Source organism: Candidatus Pantoea formicae (genome assembly GCF_011752625.1).
In the GTDB taxonomy this organism is placed as follows: Bacteria; Pseudomonadota; Gammaproteobacteria; order Enterobacterales; family Enterobacteriaceae; genus Pantoea; species Pantoea formicae.
This window is the reverse complement of record NZ_VWXD01000003.1, coordinates 598056-616263: the sequence shown is the minus strand read 5'-3', so window position 1 is coordinate 616263 and position 18208 is coordinate 598056. Positions and strand designations below refer to the sequence as shown.

At 54.4% G+C, this 18208-nt stretch carries 17 protein-coding genes; 10 read left to right on the top strand and 7 right to left on the bottom strand.

Annotated features, from left to right (window positions below):
* Positions 1–563 precede the first annotated feature (563 nt).
* Genes flhB through flhE form a run of 3 tightly spaced genes read left to right on the top strand, consistent with a single transcriptional unit; the run spans position 564 to position 4206 of the window.
* On the top strand, positions 564–1715 hold the full coding sequence (gene flhB / locus F3J38_RS11605) for a flagellar biosynthesis protein FlhB (RefSeq protein WP_167138490.1): 1152 nt from the start codon (positions 564–566) through the stop codon (positions 1713–1715).
* Positions 1708–3795: a flagellar biosynthesis protein FlhA gene (flhA, locus tag F3J38_RS11600; protein ID WP_167138488.1), complete on the top strand. Its 2088-nt coding sequence runs from the start codon at positions 1708–1710 to the stop codon at positions 3793–3795. The genes flhB and flhA overlap by 8 nt, the downstream gene beginning before the upstream one ends.
* A gap of 3 nt (positions 3796–3798) precedes the next feature.
* Entirely contained in the window at positions 3799–4206 is a 408-nt protein-coding gene (flhE, locus tag F3J38_RS11595; RefSeq protein WP_167138486.1) for a flagellar protein FlhE, read from the top strand.
* Between the two features lie 35 nt (positions 4207–4241).
* Here the strand turns inward: flhE and argS are convergent, their stop codons facing one another.
* Both argS and F3J38_RS28270 read right to left on the bottom strand, forming a co-directional pair.
* Positions 4242–5972, bottom strand: coding sequence for an arginine--tRNA ligase (gene argS / locus F3J38_RS11590; protein ID WP_167138484.1), 1731 nt, complete (start codon positions 5970–5972; stop codon positions 4242–4244).
* 168 nt (positions 5973–6140) lie between these two features.
* Complete coding sequence (locus tag F3J38_RS28270) at positions 6141–6263, bottom strand: hypothetical protein (RefSeq protein WP_007889544.1); 123 nt, start codon at positions 6261–6263, stop codon at positions 6141–6143.
* Positions 6264–6582: 319 nt separating this feature from the next.
* Between F3J38_RS28270 and F3J38_RS11585 the strand changes: the two genes are divergently transcribed.
* On the top strand, positions 6583–7137 hold the full coding sequence (locus F3J38_RS11585; RefSeq protein ID WP_167138482.1) for a VOC family protein: 555 nt from the start codon (positions 6583–6585) through the stop codon (positions 7135–7137).
* Here F3J38_RS11585 and F3J38_RS11580 read toward each other — a convergent pair.
* Entirely contained in the window at positions 7134–8273 is a 1140-nt protein-coding gene (locus F3J38_RS11580; protein ID WP_167138480.1) for a MalY/PatB family protein, read from the bottom strand. The two genes, F3J38_RS11585 and F3J38_RS11580, sit on opposite strands and share 4 nt — an antisense overlap.
* An 85-nt stretch (positions 8274–8358) precedes the next feature.
* On the opposite strand from F3J38_RS11580, the gene cutC reads away from it, so the two are divergent.
* Together cutC and F3J38_RS11570 are read left to right on the top strand one after the other, a co-directional pair.
* The gene (gene cutC / locus F3J38_RS11575; protein WP_167138478.1) at positions 8359–9111 is read left to right on the top strand and encodes a copper homeostasis protein CutC; all 753 of its coding nucleotides are present in this window, start codon (positions 8359–8361) and stop codon (positions 9109–9111) included.
* Positions 9112–9280: 169 nt separating this feature from the next.
* Entirely contained in the window at positions 9281–10141 is an 861-nt protein-coding gene (locus F3J38_RS11570) for a hypothetical protein (protein ID WP_167138476.1), read from the top strand.
* A gap of 51 nt (positions 10142–10192) precedes the next feature.
* Here F3J38_RS11570 and F3J38_RS11565 read toward each other — a convergent pair whose 3' ends face one another.
* A complete protein-coding gene (locus tag F3J38_RS11565) occupies positions 10193–11290 on the bottom strand; it encodes a glycerol dehydrogenase (RefSeq protein WP_167138474.1) in 1098 nt (365 codons plus the stop codon).
* A gap of 175 nt (positions 11291–11465) precedes the next feature.
* Here F3J38_RS11565 and F3J38_RS11560 point away from each other — a divergent pair, with 175 nt between their 5' ends.
* The gene (locus F3J38_RS11560; RefSeq protein WP_167138473.1) at positions 11466–12086 is read left to right on the top strand and encodes a LysE family translocator; all 621 of its coding nucleotides are present in this window, start codon (positions 11466–11468) and stop codon (positions 12084–12086) included.
* 3 nt (positions 12087–12089) lie between these two features.
* On the opposite strand, the gene cmoB is transcribed toward F3J38_RS11560, so the two are convergent.
* The 3 genes from cmoB to F3J38_RS11545 form a co-directional block, all read right to left on the bottom strand.
* Complete coding sequence (gene cmoB, locus F3J38_RS11555) at positions 12090–13058, bottom strand: tRNA 5-methoxyuridine(34)/uridine 5-oxyacetic acid(34) synthase CmoB (protein WP_167138471.1); 969 nt, start codon at positions 13056–13058, stop codon at positions 12090–12092.
* Positions 13055–13783, bottom strand: coding sequence for a carboxy-S-adenosyl-L-methionine synthase CmoA (cmoA, locus tag F3J38_RS11550; protein WP_167138469.1), 729 nt, complete (start codon positions 13781–13783; stop codon positions 13055–13057). Before cmoA ends, cmoB begins: the two co-directional genes overlap by 4 nt.
* Positions 13784–13858: 75 nt before the next feature.
* Positions 13859–14680, bottom strand: a complete 822-nt coding sequence (locus F3J38_RS11545) for a DUF72 domain-containing protein (protein WP_167138467.1) — start codon at positions 14678–14680, stop codon at positions 13859–13861.
* Between the two features lie 234 nt (positions 14681–14914).
* Here F3J38_RS11545 and aspS point away from each other — a divergent pair, with 234 nt between their 5' ends.
* The 3 genes from aspS (at position 14915) to F3J38_RS11530 (ending at position 18194) form a co-directional block, all read left to right on the top strand.
* Positions 14915–16696, top strand: a complete 1782-nt coding sequence (aspS, locus tag F3J38_RS11540) for an aspartate--tRNA ligase (RefSeq protein ID WP_167138465.1) — start codon at positions 14915–14917, stop codon at positions 16694–16696.
* Positions 16696–17127, top strand: a complete 432-nt coding sequence (gene nudB, locus F3J38_RS11535; protein ID WP_167138463.1) for a dihydroneopterin triphosphate diphosphatase — start codon at positions 16696–16698, stop codon at positions 17125–17127. Before aspS ends, nudB begins: the two co-directional genes overlap by 1 nt.
* A gap of 323 nt (positions 17128–17450) precedes the next feature.
* Positions 17451–18194: a YebC/PmpR family DNA-binding transcriptional regulator gene (locus F3J38_RS11530; RefSeq protein WP_034828649.1), complete on the top strand. Its 744-nt coding sequence runs from the start codon at positions 17451–17453 to the stop codon at positions 18192–18194.
* Positions 18195–18208 lie beyond the last annotated feature (14 nt).

Below are 18208 nucleotides of genomic sequence, written 5' to 3'. Positions count from 1 at the left end.
AAGCCAGGAGAGCCAGCATGGATGCTGGCGAAAGGTGCAGCCGGGACAGGGAAAGTCCCGTCTGCACCGGTCCGTCAGGCGGACGAGTGAAGTGAAGGTACCGCGTGAGCGGCGCGAGGACAGCCAGCCCCAGAGCGGCACCAGACTGCGTTATCACCTGAACACCAGCCCCAGAGCGGCACCAGACTGCGTTATCACCTGAACACCAGCCCCAGAGCGGCACCAGACTGCGTTATCACCTGAACACCAGCCCCTGAGCGGTACCAGGCTGCGTTATCACCTGAACATCAGCCCCAGAGCGGCACCAGACTGCGTTATCACCTGAACACCAGCCACTGAGCAGCGCCAGACTGCGTTATCACCTGAACATCAGCCACTGAGCAGCGCCAGACTGCGTTATCGCCCCATCGCAAAAAACCATATGCGCACCACGATCCCCACCGCACAGCGCCGCAATTTCACTTATGGCTAAATAAACTCGCATTTTTCCCCCTTAATCCACGCTTTAGCCTCGGCGGGTTTTGGCATCCTATGCTCAGAATTCCTGCCAGCTGAGGTATGTCGTGGCTGAAGAGAGCGACGAGGACAAAACAGAATCGCCCACGGCGCACCGACTAGAGAAGGCGCGAGAAGAGGGGCAGATTCCGCGATCGCGTGAGCTGACATCCGTGTTGATGTTGCTGGCGGGTTTGCTGATCCTGTGGTTGGGCGGCACCCTCATGGCAGAACAACTTGCCAGCATGCTGGCCTCGGGGTTCCGCTTTGACCACACCATGGCGACGGATGACAAAATGGTCATTGCCCATATCAGCAACATGATAGGACAAGCAGTGTTGGCGCTGCTGCCGCTGATGGGGGGATTGGTGATCGTGGCGCTTGCGGCACCCATGATGCTGGGCGGCATCAACTTCAGCACTAAATCCCTCAAAGTTGACATCATGAAGCTCAACCCATTGAGCGGATTGAAGCGCATGGTCTCCGGGCAAACCTGGGCGGAGTTACTCAAGGCCATACTCAAAGCCACTTTAGTTGGACTGGTGGCAGGCTGGTACATCTGGTCGCACTGGCAAGAGATGCTGCGTTTGATGAGCGAGTCACCGGCGAATGCGCTGCACCATGGCCTGTCAATGATAGCGGTGAGCTGTGCGTTGATCATGCTCGGTCTTATTCCGATGGTCGGTTTTGACGTGTTCTGGCAGCTCTATAGCCACTTCAAAAAACTGAAAATGTCTCGTCAGGAAATCCGCGACGAACATAAACAAAACGAAGGCGACCCGCATGTTAAAGGGCGCATTCGTCAGGCAATGCGTGCGGCGGCTCGCCGACGCATGATGGCTGATGTACCGAAGGCGGATGTGATCGTCACCAACCCCACGCACTACTCGGTGGCATTGCAGTATCAGGAAGGCAAGATGAGCGCACCTAAGGTGATCGCGAAAGGTGCAGGTGATATCGCTTTGAAAATTCGTGAGTTAGCGAAAGAACATCGCGTCCCTGTGCTGGAGGCGCCCCCTCTGGCGCGTGCGCTCTATCGACACACGGAAATTGGTCAGTTCATCCCTGGCGCACTGTATGGCGCGGTGGCGGAAGTGCTGGCATGGGTATGGCAGGTCCGTCGCTGGAAACGTGAAGGTGGCCTGATCCCAACCAAACCAAAACACCTGCCGGTGCCGGCAGACATGGACTTTGCAGGAGAGAACAGAAACGATGGCTAATATGGCCGAAAAGCTGCGTTTACCGGGCAACTTCAAAGACACGCAGTGGAAGGTGCTGGCCGGGCCGATACTGATCATGTTGATCCTGTCGATGATGGTGCTGCCGTTGCCAGCGTTCATCCTCGATCTCCTGTTCACCTTTAACATTGCACTGTCGATAATGGTGCTACTGGTGGCGATGTTTACCCAGCGCACGCTGGAATTCGCTGCCTTCCCGACTATTTTGCTGTTCTCCACCTTACTGCGTCTGGCGCTTAACGTTGCTTCAACGCGTATCATCCTGCTGGAAGGTCATACGGGCGCAGATGCCGCAGGTCGGGTGGTTGAGGCCTTTGGTCACTTCCTGGTGGGGGGTAACTTTGCCATCGGTATCGTGGTGTTCATTATCCTCGTCATCATCAACTTCATGGTTATTACCAAAGGTGCTGGACGTATCGCCGAAGTCGGCGCGCGTTTTGTCCTTGATGGGATGCCAGGTAAGCAGATGGCGATCGATGCCGACCTTAACGCCGGTTTGATTGGTGAAGAGGAAGCCAAACGCCGCCGTCAGGAAGTGACGCAAGAAGCGGACTTTTATGGTTCGATGGACGGTGCGAGTAAGTTTGTTCGTGGTGATGCCATCGCCGGTATCTTGATCATGGTGATTAACGTCATTGGCGGCCTGCTGGTAGGTGTGGTGCAGCACGGCATGGATCTCGGCCATGCCGGTGAGACCTATACGCTGCTGACCATCGGTGACGGCTTGGTGGCACAGATTCCTGCGCTGGTGATCTCTACCGCTGCGGGTGTCATCGTCACGCGCGTCAGCACCGACCAGGATGTCGGCGATCAGATGGTCAGCCAGCTGTTCAGCAATCCTCGGGTGTTGATGCTGAGTGGCGGAGTCATCGGTCTGCTGGGTTTGGTACCGGGCATGCCGAACTTTGTGTTCCTGCTGTTTACGGCAGCACTGCTCGGCTTAGCTTGGTGGCTGCGTGGCCGTGAGATAAAGCCTAAGAAAGCAACGGAATCAGCAAGCCTGGTAAAAACCCAGGAAACGCCGGCTACCGTCGAAGCCTCATGGACCGATGTTCAACTGGAAGATTCACTGGGTCTGGAAGTGGGGTATCGCCTGATTCCGATGGTCGATCACCTCCAAAATGGCGAACTGCTGGGTCGTATCCGCAGTATTCGTAAGAAAGTGGCGCAAGAAGTCGGTTTCCTGCCGCCGGTGGTCCATATCCGCGACAACATGGAGTTGCCGCCTGCGCGTTACCGTATCCTGATGAAGGGGGTCGAGATCGGCAGTGGCGATGCCTACCCAGGCCGCTGGATGGCGATCAACCCTGGTACAGCAGCGGGATCGCTGCCGGGTGAGCCTACCGTCGATCCTGCCTTTGGTCTGGCAGCCATCTGGATTGACAGTGCACTCAAAGAGCAGGCTCAAATTCAGGGCTTTACTGTAGTGGAAGCCAGTACCGTTGTCGCCACGCATTTAAATCATCTCATTGGGCAGTACGCCAGCGAGCTCTTTGGTCGCCAGGAAGCACAACAGCTACTGGATCGCGTCACTCAAGAAATGCCGAAACTGACCGAAGACCTAGTGCCGGGTGTGATTACCCTGACCACGCTGCACAAAGTGTTGCAGAATCTGTTGATCGAGCGTGTTTCGATCCGCGATATGCGCACCATTATTGAAACGCTGGCAGAGCATGCGCCAGTGCAAACTGATCCGCAGGAACTCACCAGCGTCGTCCGTGTGGCGCTGGGCCGTGCCATTACGCAGCAGTGGTTCCCAGGCAATGGCGAAGTGCAGGTCATAGGTCTTGATGCCACCTTAGAGCGTCTGCTGCTTCAGGCATTGCAGGGCGGTGGCGGTCTGGAGCCTGGTCTGGCTGACCGCCTGCTGGTTCAGGCACAGGGTGCACTGCAACAGCAAGAGATGACGGGGGCGCCGCCAGTGCTGCTGGTGAATCATCCGCTGCGTGCACTGCTGGCTCGCTTCCTGCGCCGTAATCTGCCGCAGCTGGTGGTCTTATCAAACATGGAGTTGACCGATAACCGTCAAATCCGCATGACCGCCACCATTGGAGGTAAGTAAGTTATGCGTCGTTGGTGTTGGGCATTGATGCTGCTGCCTGTGATGGCGCTTCCTTTGAATATCGATGCCGCAACCGGTGCATGGAGCGACAGCGCCAGCGGGCCGAGCCTGGGCGCACGTGGTAACTGGCTGATGACACCGGCGATGAAGGCGCGGTCAGCTGCGCCGGGTACCATTAAGGTGGTGAACTGGCGCTATCAGCTCAGCGCTCCGGCCCCGTCAGGCTTAGTCGTGCGCTTATGTGCGCCACAGCGCTGTGTCGAGATCGAGGGTGGTAACGGTTCGACGCGCGGACTCGCCAATATCTCTGCTGAAGAGACGCTGCATCTGGCATTTGGTTTTCAGGGCAGAGGCGCATTGCCACCGGGTTTGCGGGTGGTGAGCAGTAGTGTGACGGTCAACTATCAGTAATGCATAAAAAAACCCGCCGAGGCGGGTTTTATGTTTTACATACGCTCGACGGTTTTAATACCCAGCGTATCCAGCCCTTGCTTCAGCGTTTTAGCTGTCAGCGCGGCCAGTTGCAGTCGGCTATTGCGCACTTGCTCATCCTCAGCGGAGAGGATAGGGCAGTGTTCATAGAAGCCAGAGAACTGGCCCGCCAGATCGTACAGGTAAGCGCACATCACGTGCGGCGTACCATCGCGAGCTACCTGAGTGATCACTTCTTCAAACTGCAATAAGCGGGTGGCCAACTGCGCCTCACGCTCTTCAGTCAGCACGATGTCACCCTTCAGGCTATCGTCATCAAGACCGGCTTTACGGAACACGGAAAGCACACGGGTGTAGGCATACTGCATATAAGGCGCGGTGTTGCCTTCGAACGCCAGCATGTTGTCCCAGTCAAAGATGTAATCGGTGGTACGGCTTTTTGACAGGTCTGCGTATTTCACTGCCCCAATGCCGACCACTTCAGCCAGATCTTTCAGCTCTTGCGGGGACATTTCCGGGTTTTTCTCGCTGACCAACGCATGTGCACGTTCAACGGCTTCATCCAGCAGATCGGCCAGCTTGATGGTGCCGCCGCTGCGGGTTTTGAACGGACGGCCGTCTTTACCCAACATCATGCCAAAGGCGTGGTGTTCTAATGGAACAGATTCCGGAACATAACCCGCTTTGCGCACGATGGTCCACGCTTGTTGCAGATGCTGATGCTGACGTGAGTCGATGTAGTACAGCACGCGGTCAGCATGCAGGGTTTCATAACGGTATTTCGCACAGGCGATATCGGTAGTGGTGTAAAGATAGCCGCCATCCTTCTTCTGGATGATCACGCCCATCGCTTCACCTTCCTTGTTTTTGAACTCATCAAGGAATACCACGGTGGCGCCTTCACTGGTCACAGCCAGGCCTTTCTCACGCAGATCGGCCACAATGCCAGGCAGCATGTCGTTGTAAAGGCTCTCGCCCATTACATCTTTACGGGTCAGCGTCACATTCAGGCGATCGTAGACCTCCTGGTTCTGACTCATGGTGATATCGACCAGCTTCTTCCACATGCTGCGGCAATATTCGTCACCGCCTTGCAGCTTCACCACGTAACCGCGTGCGCGTTCCGCAAAGGCTTCGTCTGCGTCATAAGTGACTTTTGCTTCACGATAGAACTCTTCCAGATCCGCCAGCGCGATATCTTCATGATGCTCGTTCTGCTGCTTTTCCAGATAAGCGATCAACATACCGAACTGCGTGCCCCAGTCGCCGACGTGGTTGGCGCGGATCACGTTGTGACCGAGAAACTCCAGAGTACGCACGGCAGCGTCACCAATGATGGTGGAACGAACGTGACCCACATGCATCTGTTTCGCCACGTTTGGCGCGGAGTAATCAATCACAATGGTTTGCGGTTCGAGGTTGCTCACGCCGAGACGTGGCAACTGCAGAGCCTGCGAGGCCTGAGTGGCGAGCCAGTTGCGATCGAGGAAAATATTGATGAAGCCGGGACCGGCGATTTCTACTTTGCTGGCGATGCCGTCGAGATCCAGATGCTGAATCACCTGTTCAGCCAACTGACGAGGTGCCTGACCAAGCTTTTTCGCCACAGCCATGATACCGTTCGCCTGGTAATCACCGAACTGCACTTTAGCTGACTGACGAACCTGAGGTTCGCAATCTGCTGGCGCGCCCGCTGCGACCATTGCCTGACCGACTTTATCGGATAGAAGAGCCTGAATATTCACCGCGTTACCTTCATATGCTGAAAAGGCCCACCACTGGCGGTGAGCCGATGTCGTCATCCCGCAACTACGCGGCGGGACGGAAAAATAAGAGGGGAAGTATACGTGAAATGTTAAGGTGCGTCAGCTTTTCGCATGCGCAATAGGGGCGAACAACAGCCCGCGCGCCGATTAACGGCGACGCGGGTGGCGACGAGGATTTTTAACGCTTTTGTCTTCACGCACCTTCCAGTGGCGGGAAATTGCAAATCCCATCAATGCAATCAGGACCGCGACAACAATGAGCATAGACATAGAGCCATTCCTTGTAGTTGTGAAACACAAATTTATAAGAAAGGGTATCAAGCTGCAATTGTTTGCAACTGAAATAAGAGTTATCTCATTGTATTAATTATCTTTAATATTAACAGCGCTTTAACCCACTTTTATAAAGTAACTTATGGACCTGATCGGGGGAATAATCCTAATTAGATGGGCTGTTTGAACGGTTTTAGGCGCTTTCTGATGCTTAATCGGAGGAATCCGGCAATATTGTCAAGCGCATTTTGCGACAACTCCAGGTTTTGATTGATTAAAATAACTGAACTGAGATGGGCGTTTTGGGAGCTTTAAGATGAATTTTCCTTCGGAACTGAGTGATTTAGAACAAGACTTGGCTCGATTTGAGCAGGATTTACAGCAATTTGCTGCACGGTTGGGGTTGGATTTACCTGAACATGAAGCCGATCATCTTGCCGTACGTTGTCATCAGTTTGCCACAGCAGAGCGGTGGAAGGCGGGTTTGCTACAAATGGGCAACCAGTTTTCGGAAGCGATCATTAATGGTCGCCCTATTTGTTTGTTCAAACTGCATCAACCGCTGCGGCTGGCGGGCTGGCAGGTGGATGTGATTGAGTTACCTTGGCCAGGTGAGAAACTGTATCGTCATGAAGGATGGGAACACGTTGAAATAGTACTGCGCGGTGAGCCAGAAACCCTGGGAATGCGTGCGATGACGTTGTTATCGGACCACGCGCTGAGCCAGCCTGGCATCTCATTTAAAACCAGCGCGCCAAAAGGGGAGAATGAGCGTTTGCCCAACCCCACGCTGGCGGTGACGGATGGGCAAACCACGATAAAGTTTCATCCATGGCGACTGGAAGAGATTGTCGCCAGCGAGCAAGGTTAACGCCGTGCCTTGACCGCGTTTTGTAACCGGTCAACCGCCTGCTCTAATAGGGCGCGCGTGCAGCCAAAGTTAAAGCGTACAAAGTGGTCATCGCCAAAATCGCGGCCAGGTGAAAAGCCGAGGCCGTGTTTCTCGAAATAAAGTGCGGGGCTGGCTACATCCAGCCGGCTCGCATCAATCCAGCCGAGATAGGTCGCTTCTGGTGCGTTCATACGCAGTTCGGGGAGAGCATTAACCTGCGCCACCAGCCAGTCACGATTGGCGCGCAGGTAGCTGATTTGCTCAGTCAGCCATTCGTCCCCGTCCCGCCATGCGGCCTCAGCCGCGACTAATGCCAGAATATCAACCCCCGGAACAATGCCTTCACGCACTTGCTTGAAGCGTTTGCGCAATTCTGCATTGGGAATGATCGCCATGGATGCCCCCAACCCGGCAATGTTGAAGGTTTTTGACGGGGAAATGAGAGTAATGCTGCGTTGAGCGGCATCCTCACTGAGCGCGGCGAACGGAATATGGTGCGCGTCGCGGGAAAGCACCAAATCACAGTGTATTTCGTCTGAGCAGACGATGAGATCATGCTGCTGTGCGAAGGCTAACTGCGCTTCCAGCTCGTGACGACGGTAGACCGTGCCGCCGGGATTTTGCGGGTTGCATAACATCAGGAGCTTTTCGTTGCCTTGCATGGCTTCAGTCTTAAGTTCCATCACCCAGCGATCGTTGTGCAACTGCAGTGGCAGATTAACCTGCTCGCGGTCTGCCAGCTTGGATGCCGCCCGAAAAGGGGGATAAATCGGCGTCGGGGCGACGGTACGCTGGCCGGTTTCCGTAAATGCGCGGACCGAAAGATTCAGGCCGCAGACCACGCCAGGCAGCATAACGATCCATTCCGGTTGAATATGCCAGTTATAGCGCTGCGCTAAACGCGAAACCGTGATATCAATCAATCCACTTGGTGTGGCGCCATAGCCCAAAACACCGTGGTCGGTGCGTTTTTTAATGGCCTCAATAATGCACGGTGGGGAGCGAAAATCGGTGTCGGCAACCCATAACGGCAACACATCGCGATCACCATATTTGTGCCATTTCAAACTATCGCTGTGACGACGGTCTATCCATTGATCAAAATCGAATGCCATAGTGAGGTTTCCACGTAAACTGTCCACTTAAGCAGACTAACTGAAGCCATCCTCCCGAGCCAGAAGTCATGAAAAGGAGTAACGTATGACGAAACTGGAAATTTGTTGCTACGGCATCGACTGTGCAATGACTGCACAGCAGTCCGGTGCCGATCGCGTGGAGCTATGCAGTGCACCACGCGAAGGCGGGTTGACGCCATCGGCTGGCGTGCTGGAAGCCGCACAACGTGAACTGTCGATCCCCGTTCACCCCATTGTTCGTCCGCGTGGCGGCGATTTTTGTTATACCGCTCAGGAATTTGAGGTGATGAAATCCGACGTTGCGCTGATGCGTGAGTTGGGTTTTCCCGGTGTCGTCATCGGTATGCTTGATGAAGATGCCCACGTTGATATCGCACGTATGCGGCAGATTATGGCGTTATGTGATGGTATGGCGGTCACCTTCCACCGTGCTTTTGATTTGTGCCATAGCCCGAAAAAATCGCTGGAGGTGCTGGCTGATTTAGGTATCGCGCGCATCCTAACTTCCGGGCAGCAGCAAAGCGCCGAAGCAGGAATTGCATTATTGCGGGAACTAAATGAACTGAGCACGGGTCCAATCATTATGGCCGGTGCGGGCGTCCGCTTAAGCAATTTGCAGAAGTTTATTGATAGTGGTCTGCAGGAAGTGCACAGCTCCGCCAGCCGTTTAGTCGCTTCGCCGATGCGCTACCGCAAAGCCGGTGTATCAATGTGCTCCGAAGCGGAAACTGATGAATTCAGTCGAACTTGTGTTGATGGCGATGTGGTTGAAGCCATGAAAAGTATGATGGAAATGACCGCAGTACGCGTCGCCTGAGTTCGCACCCGTTTTGCCGCGCAGCACGCCATACCCAGGACGTGATGTTTGCAAGTACCAAACCCCAGTGATTCTTACTGGGGTTCTTTTTATCTGTCGTTCAGCCGTTGATAGCGCGTTAGGCAAAAAGATGCTTTGATTAGTTTATCGCTGCTACGGATAAATCCTCATGAAATCCTTCTCTTGTGCTGTTTTGGTACTGCTGTTGCCTTTATCGGGTAGTGCGCTAGCGGTGAGTACGACGTGTCCGCCGCTGAGTAAAAATATCACCAGCAGTAATAACTGGATCATGCTGGGCGGCGATGCCAAAGGCGCGGTGCGCCAGGTGGTGGCTGGGGAGTTCGGTAAGGATGTCGATTCACAAAAGCGTGTCCTGGGCCAGTTTGACCCCTGTGGCGACCTGATGGTGGCTGATATCACTTATGACAAAAACGAAGGCAACGTGCTGCTCACCATGGAACAGCACATTGCTCGTGTGCAGCATGGCTGGGTGGCAGAATACGCCTATCTGGTGAAAGTGGTTAAAGAGGGCAAGGAGCAGGTGGTGGATAATCGTCAGGGCACCATCAGTTGGCAAGCGGGGCAGCATGGCAACATTGTTAGCGCCTCAGATAAATTTACCAGCATGGGTAAAGACGGTTTCACCGATACCACTTACCGTTATGACAAACATTTTCGTCTGGAAAAAAGTGTGGCTCGCGGCAGTGACAATGCCAGCAACGGTGAAAATACCTGGCGCTGGAACCCGCAAGGTCTGGTGACTTCGTCGTCCAGTTCGCGCGGTAAAGATAGTTACAGTTACGATAAACAGTGGCGTGAGATGCGACTCGACGGTTTATCGAGCACGCCGGTGAGTACCTTACACTCCGTCGATGAGTGTCAGCTCTGGGATGAGGTGGGTAACTGTACGCTGAGTTATCTGCATGAAACCGAGGTGTTTGCTAAGGGCACTATCGAACGTCATCTGAGTTCGGCTTACAAATACCAGTATTGGGATCACGCGCCAGCAACAGCAGAGGATGGCGACTGAATATGCCGTGATCGGTTTGGGCGTGCCAAGGCACGCCCCTGAATTACATGATCATTTCACGGTTTTGCTGAATGCATCGACAGCCACTATCGCATTGGCAATATCTTCCGGCGACAGGTTTGGGTTGAGATTTTTCAGGGTATCGCCCTCGCTATTCGCTAAAGCCCCTACGCGTACCAGATTTTCCCAGGTTTCATTCTCCAGGTGCAGCTCTTTCAACGTGGTAGGCATATTGATTGAGCGATAGAAGCGAATGTAGCGCGCAATTTCCTCATCTGGGCGCTGTTCCAGCACCATTTGCGTTAACGTACCGTATGCCACTTTTTCACCGTGCGTCAGGTGATGGATATCACCATCAATGGCGGTAAAACCGTTATGAATCGCATGCGCACCCGCCAGACCGGCATTCTCAAAGCCCAGCCCGGAGAGCAGGGTATTGGCTTCTACCACTGCTTCCACCGCAGGCGTCACGCGTTTTTCACTCACGGCGGTATAGGCACTGAATCCCCAGGTCAACAGCGTCTCTTCACAGGCACGTGCAATCGCGGTACCGGCAATAGTTGGATCGCCATTGACCATGGATTTGGCATGAGAACGAAGCACTGCTTGGGCTTCGACCCAAGTTGCCAGGCCATCAGCGATGCCGGATGCAAACAGGCGGGCCGGTGCACTGGCACAGACGGCGGTATCCACTAGCACCAGATCGGGGTTTTTACTGTAGAAACGATAGCTTTCAAACACACCGCTGTCGGAGTAAATCACTGACAATGCGCTGCAGGGGGCATCCGTTGACGCGACGGTGGGTACAATTGCCACGGGCTGTTTAAGCTCATCGGCCACGGCTTTTACGGTATCCAGTGTTTTTCCACCGCCGAGACCGACCACCACGTTGCTACCTTGAGATTTAGCCAGTTGCGTCAAGCGATTGATCTCATTACTGGAGGCTTCGCCCTTAAACGGCTGCCGAATAAACTCCACTCCGGCGGCTTGTAAGGTTTTCTGCGTACGCTCGCCGACCAACTGCCAGACAATGTCATCTGCCACCAGAAACGCATGTTGCCCCAGTTCGGCAATGTAGGTTCCCAGTTCATCTAACACACCTGCACCTTGCACATATTTACGCGGAGAAGAAAAAATGAACTTACTCATAGCGACAACTCCTTGATGTGATAAAAGCGGTTGCAGCTAAAGTGGCATAGAACCATGACGGAGATTTAACCATTGCTGGCAAGTTGAGAATTATTATCAATTACTGACGGAAGGTAATTATCGTCATCATGTTGCGACAAGGTTAAGATAAGCGCGAATTCACAGGGAGCAGGCTATGACACTGATATTTTCTTTTCTTTTTGCCATTACCATTCTAACGCTCACACCCGGTTTTGATACCGCGTTAGTGCTGCGTTCCGCGGCGGCCCAAGGCTGGAAACGGGCTTCCGCCACCGCTTTTGGCGTGACGCTGGGCTGTTTGGTCTGGGGTGTCGCGGTGGGCTTAGGCTTGGGTGCGCTGCTGTTGGCGTCAGAAATGGCCTATAACCTACTGAAGTGGATTGGTGCGGCTTATTTACTCTATCTCGGTGTGAAGCTGCTGCTGAATCCCCGCACTCAAGCGGAAGAGGGGCACAGTGCACAAAGCAAAGAGCAGAGCTATTTTGCCTGTTTCTCGCGCGGGTTGTTTGGCAATCTGCTGAACCCTAAAGTGGGTGTCTTTTATGTCACTTTCCTGCCGCAATTTATTCCGGCGGGTGCTTCGGTGCCGCTGTGGTGTACGCTGATGGCGTTAACCCACATGGCCATTGGCCTGGTATGGAATGCCGTGCTGATTGGTGGCAGCCAGTATTTTGCTGCGCATTTGCGTCGTCCAGCGGTATTGAAAGTGATGGATCGTCTGACGGGGTGTGTCTTTATCGGTTTCGCCGCGAAGCTGGCGCTGTCGCGGCGTTAATCACTAAGGCTTGCGTGCCACCAGCACGGCACGCAGCGGTCCGGGATAACCTTCAATGGTTTTCGTGCTGTCGTTAGGATCCAGGAACTCGGCCAGCGACTCGCTGGTCATCCAACCGGTACGGCGCTGTTCTTCCACCGAGGTCACCGCGTAATCTGCGATGCGCACATCGACAAATCCACACTTCTCCAGCCAGCTCTTCAATGCCGCAGCAGAGGGGATGAAATAGACGTTGCGCATCTGCGCATAACGTTCACCCGGCACCAGCACGGTGTTCTCATCGCCTTCCACCACCAACGTTTCCAGCACTAATTCTCCGTCGCTCACCAGCTGGTTTTTTAGTTGCAGCAGATGATCAAGCGGGGAACGGCGGTGATACAGCACCCCCATTGAAAACACAGTGTCAAATGCTTGCAGTGCAGGCAGTTGTTCAATACCAAGTGGTAACAGATGCGCGCGGCGATCGTCACCCAACAGCTTACGCACCGCTTCGAACTGGCACAGGAACAATTGCATCGGGTCGATGCCAACGACCAATTTGGCACCTGCGCCAATCATGCGCCACATGTGATAGCCGCTACCGCAGCCAACATCTAACACGGTGCGATGCGTTAGTGGGGAAATGTGCGGCAATACGCGATCCCACTTCCAGTCGGAGCGCCATTCGGTATCGATATGCGTGCCGTACAGCGAATAGGGCCCCTTGCGCCACGGCATCAAGTTGCGCAGCAGATTCTCAATGCCAAGACGCTGACGCTCGGTGAGGTTGTCCGCTTCGGCCCTGACGCTCTCTAAGAGGTCGAGCTTCTGCGGTGTCAGCAGCGGTAAATAGTCTACCGACTTTTCCCAATCGCGGAACTTGCCGTGTAAGTTCTCGCGCTGCCACTCAGCGACTTGCGCAGGCAAAACTTCGAGCCAGCTGGCGAGCGGGCCAGTGGCGATTTGCTGATAAAAACGGCCAAAATCAATCATTTCAACGCTACCAAAGATCCAAAATTAAAGCACTGGAACCACAACTCAGCGTGGGCAAAACCGGCGGTTTTCAGGCGCGCTTTGTGTGCTTCTACACTGTCGGTCAACATGACATTTTCCAACATGCTGCGTTTCTGGCTGATCTCCAGCTCGCTATAGCCGTTGGCACGTTTAAAGTCGTGATGCATGTTAAACAGCAGTTCACCGACTTCAGCGTCTTCAAAGCTGAATTTCTCTGACAGCACTAACGCGCCACCTGAATTCAGGCCTTTAGCGATTTTTTTCAACAACGCCAGACGCGCAGGCGGTTCAAGAAATTGCAGGGTAAAGTTCAGCACCACCATTGAAGCGTTCTCAATGTGAATGTCCTGAATATCCGCCTCGATGACCTGCACCGGCGTATCGGCACGGAAGGCATCAATGTGGCGGCGGCAGCGTTCAACCATCGCCGGAGAGTTGTCCACGGCAATAATTTGGCAGCCGGGCACATGAATGTTGCGGCGCACAGAGAGCGTAGCGGCACCCAGCGAGCAGCCGAGATCGTAAACCTGGCTATCAGGCTTCACAAAGCGTTCTGCCAGCATGCCAATCATCGAAATGATGTTGGAATAACCCGGCACCGAGCGCTGAATCATATCGGGAAAGACTTCAGCCACGCGCTCGTCAAAGGTCCAGTCACCCAGTTTATCGATGGGCGCGGAAAATAGCGTATCGCGGTCAGACATAATCGAAGGTCCGGAGAGAAAACGGAAAGGGCGCTATTCTGGCAGAAACTGCTGCAGGCTGCACCCGCTTTGAGTTTAGAACAAGCTGGATTGTTGCGGCCAGTCGGGCAGATTGCGCAGCGTCGGCTCGAGCTGCTGTAGCTGTGGCCAGAGCGCTTGCAACAGCGGGAACACTTCGCCCATATCCGGCGTATGGATAAACAGCATCGGATCGCTCTCGTTCTGCCACTCCGCCAGCTTTTTTTGCCAAGGGGTAAACAAGGGCACGCTCTCTTCTACGCTGTCGCTACCGATAAAACGCACCATCGGCTGTGAACCGCTGCGCACCGCGTGCGGTGGTACACGGGGCTTTTTTTCGCGCGCATCAATGGCTGCGGCGGTTTGTGAAGTGGAGGCGTGTACCGGGCGGCTATCGAGGATCACGCGATTGACACCACGCTCCAGCAGGCCGCGATTGAGCGCGCGTTCAGCCTCGCCTTTGGCGAAAAACTGATCGTGACGCACTTCCACGCCATAGCTGAAACCGCGTGGCAGGCTATCGAGGAACCGCCACAAATCCGTGAGTTGGCGCGGCGTAAAGGCGGCAGGGAGTTGCAGCCAATATTGCCCGATGCGCTGGCTCAGCGGATCGAGTAAACGGAAAAATTCATTGAGCAGTTCATCGCAGTTTCGCAGGGCGGCTTTATGGCTGATGCTGTTAGGAAACTTGAAGCAGAAGCGAAAGTCATCGTGCGTCATGTCACGCCAGCGCATCACCACCTCTGGTGAAGGCAACGCATACAAGGTGGTATTGCCTTCGACACAGTCAAACAGTTGTGCGTAGTCGGCCAGTGTTTCCAGACCGAACATTTTCCAGCGTGTGTGATGCCATTGCGGTAACCCAATACGAAGTGTCAAACGCGAGCTCCTGAATCCTTTGCGGGCGGGAAAGTGTGGCGTAATGTACCCTGTTTCCACGTTGGCAGGAAAAACAGTGGCGATAAACGCCGATCATTTCGTCGCTTTGATCTGGCTCTACTTATCCTGCCTGGGTTTTTCCATTATAATAGCCGCCTTTTTTGCGACAGCATCTCAGAAGGTTACGCGGCCTGATGTTGTCTGGCAGCAGCGGCGAAGTTAAAAGGATACGTTATGCGTACAGAATATTGCGGACAGCTCAATCTGTCCCACGTGGGTCAGCAAGTCACTCTCTGCGGCTGGGTTAATCGCCGTCGCGATCTGGGCAGCCTGATTTTTATCGATATGCGCGACCGTGAAGGTATCGCTCAGGTATTCTTCGACGCCGATCGTCAGGAAGCATTCCAGCTGGCATCTGAGCTGCGTAACGAATTCTGTATCCAGATCACTGGCACCGTGCGTGCGCGTGAAGAGAAAAACCGCAACAGCGACATGGCAACCGGCGATATTGAAGTGTTCGCCCATGAGCTGAACATCATCAACCGCGCAGAACCGCTGCCGCTGGACTCTAACCAGGTCAACAGCGAAGAAGCGCGTTTGACCTATCGCTATCTGGACCTGCGTCGTCCAGAAATGGCCCAGCGTTTGAAGAACCGTGCGAAAATCACCAGCTTCGTGCGTCGCTTTATGGATAACGAGGGTTTCCTCGATATCGAAACTCCGATGCTGACCAAAGCCACGCCAGAAGGTGCGCGTGACTATCTGGTACCAAGCCGTGTGCATAAAGGCAAATTCTACGCGCTGCCGCAGTCTCCACAGCTGTTCAAGCAGTTGCTGATGATGTCCGGTTTCGACCGCTATTATCAAATCGTGAAGTGCTTCCGTGATGAAGACTTGCGTGCAGACCGTCAGCCAGAATTTACCCAGATCGACGTTGAAACCTCTTTCATGACGGCCGAGCAGGTGCGTGAAAAGATGGAGCGTCTGATCCGTGAACTGTGGGTCGATGTGAAGGGCGTAGAGTTGGGTGATTTCCCGCAGATGACCTTTGCCGAAGCCATGAACCGCTACGGTTCTGATAAGCCTGATCTGCGTAACCCAATGGAGCTGGTGGACGTGGCTGACCTGCTGCAAAGCGTGGAGTTCCAGGTGTTCGCTGGCCCGGCTAACGATCCTAAAGGTCGTGTTGCCGCACTGCGTGTGCCAGGTGGCGCGGCGCTGACGCGTAAGCAGATCGATGAATACACCAAGTTTGTTGAGATTTATGGCGCCAAAGGCCTGGCGTGGATGAAGATCAACGAGCGTACGAAAGGCTTCGAGGGTGTACAGAGCCCGGTAGCCAAGTTCCTGACGCCGGAAATCGTTGAAGCGATTCTGAACCGTACCTCGGCACAAGATGGCGACCTGATCTTCTTCGGCGCTGATCGTGCCAAAGTGGTATCGGATGCACTGGGCGCGCTGCGTCTGAAAGTGGGCCGCGACCTGCAGATCACCGACGAGAGCAAGTGGGCACCGCTGTGGGTCATCGACTTCCCCATGTTTGAAGCCGATGAAGAGGGTGGCCTGGCAGCGATGCACCATCCGTTCACTTCACCTAAAGAGTTGACGGCTGAACAGCTGGCGGTCGATCCGACTCAGGCCGTGGCGAATGCTTACGATATGGTGATCAATGGCTACGAAGTGGGTGGCGGTTCAGTGCGTATCCACAACGGTAAAATGCAGCAGACCGTATTCAGCATTCTGGGTATTACCGAAGAAGAGCAGCGCGAGAAGTTTGGCTTCCTGCTGGATGCTTTGAAATACGGTACACCACCACACGCGGGCCTGGCATTTGGTTTGGACCGCCTGACCATGCTGCTGACCGGCACCGACAACATCCGTGATGTTATCGCGTTCCCGAAAACCACTGCAGCGGCGTGCCTGATGACCGAAGCCCCAAGCGAAGCCAACCCGGCAGCACTGCTGGACTTAGGTATTCTGGTGGCACCGAAGAAAGAAAAGTCAGAGAACAAGTAATGGGCTATAAACATCCGGTTTCGGTGCTGGTGGTGATTTTTGCGCGAGATACTGGCCGGGTGTTAATGCTGCAGCGACGGGATGATGAAAGCTTCTGGCAATCCGTGACCGGCAGCCTCGAAGCGGGTGAAAGCCCGCGTCAGGCGGCACAGCGCGAAGTGTCAGAAGAGCTGGGTATCGACGTTGCGGGCGAACAGCTGGTGCTGGACGATTGCCACAAACACATTGAGTTTGAAATCTTCCCGCACTATCGCCATCGCTACGCACCCGGCATCACGCACAATCGTGAACACTGGTTCCGGCTGGCGCTACCGCAAGAGCGTGACCTGCTGCTCACCGAGCATCTCGCCGCGCGCTGGCTCGAGCCTGCCGCTGCCGCAGCCCTGACCAAGTCCTGGAGTAACCGCCAGGCAATCGAAGAATTTACCTGAATGCCCGCCGCCGCGCGTTTTTCCGGCGACGATTAGGGTAGATTCCAAGAATTCGACGAAGCAAATTTCCTTCGAGTTAAATCCGGTGCCAGACATTTATCTCGCACCGCTAAAATTGAACAGATGGCGTAATCGGCACAGATTGTCAGTTCTACGCCGCCCAATATTGAACAGTCAGGCGTTATCGGCGCAGCAAGGTTGTTCACCGCCAGCGCGCAGCAACCGGAGCGTACTTTTGTACGTGAGGATTGCGAGCACTGCCGGGGGACAAGATTGCAAGTGAGATAGCCTGCACCCTGTTAAAGATCGGAGAAATAGTAAAGATGGCTGGACATAGTAAGTGGGCGAATACAAAGCACCGCAAGGCGGCGCAAGACGCTAAGCGCGGTAAAATCTTCACCAAAATCATTCGTGAACTGGTGACCGCAGCGAAACTGGGTGGCGGCGATGCCGGTTCAAACCCACGTCTGCGCGCAGCAATGGACAAAGCCCTGTCCAACAACATGACGCGTGACACCATGAACCGTGCGATTGCACGCGGCGTGGGCGGTGAAGATGATTCCAACATGGAAACCATCATCTATGAAGGCTACGGTCCTGGCGGCTCAGCGGTGATGATTGAATGCCTGAGTGATAACCGTAACCGTACCGTGGGCGAAGTGCGTCATGCCTTCACCAAAACCGGTGGCAACCTCGGTACTGACGGTTCCGTTTCTTACCTGTTCAGCAAAAAGGGTGTGATCTCTTTTGCGCCAGGTCAGGATGAAGATGCAGTAATGGAAGCGGCGCTGGAAGCCGGTGCGGAAGACGTAGTGAGCTACGACGACGGTGCGATTGATGTGTTTACCGCGTGGGAAGAACTGGGTGCGGTGCGTGATGCACTGGAAGCCGGCGGTCTGAAAGCGGATACCGCTGAAGTATCGATGATCCCTTCCACCAAAGCAGAAATGGATGCGGAAACCGCACCGAAACTGCTGCGTCTGATCGACATGCTGGAAGACTGCGACGATGTGCAGGAAGTTTACCATAACGGTGAAATTTCTGATGAGGTAGCGGAAACGCTGTAATGGCGTTATCCATT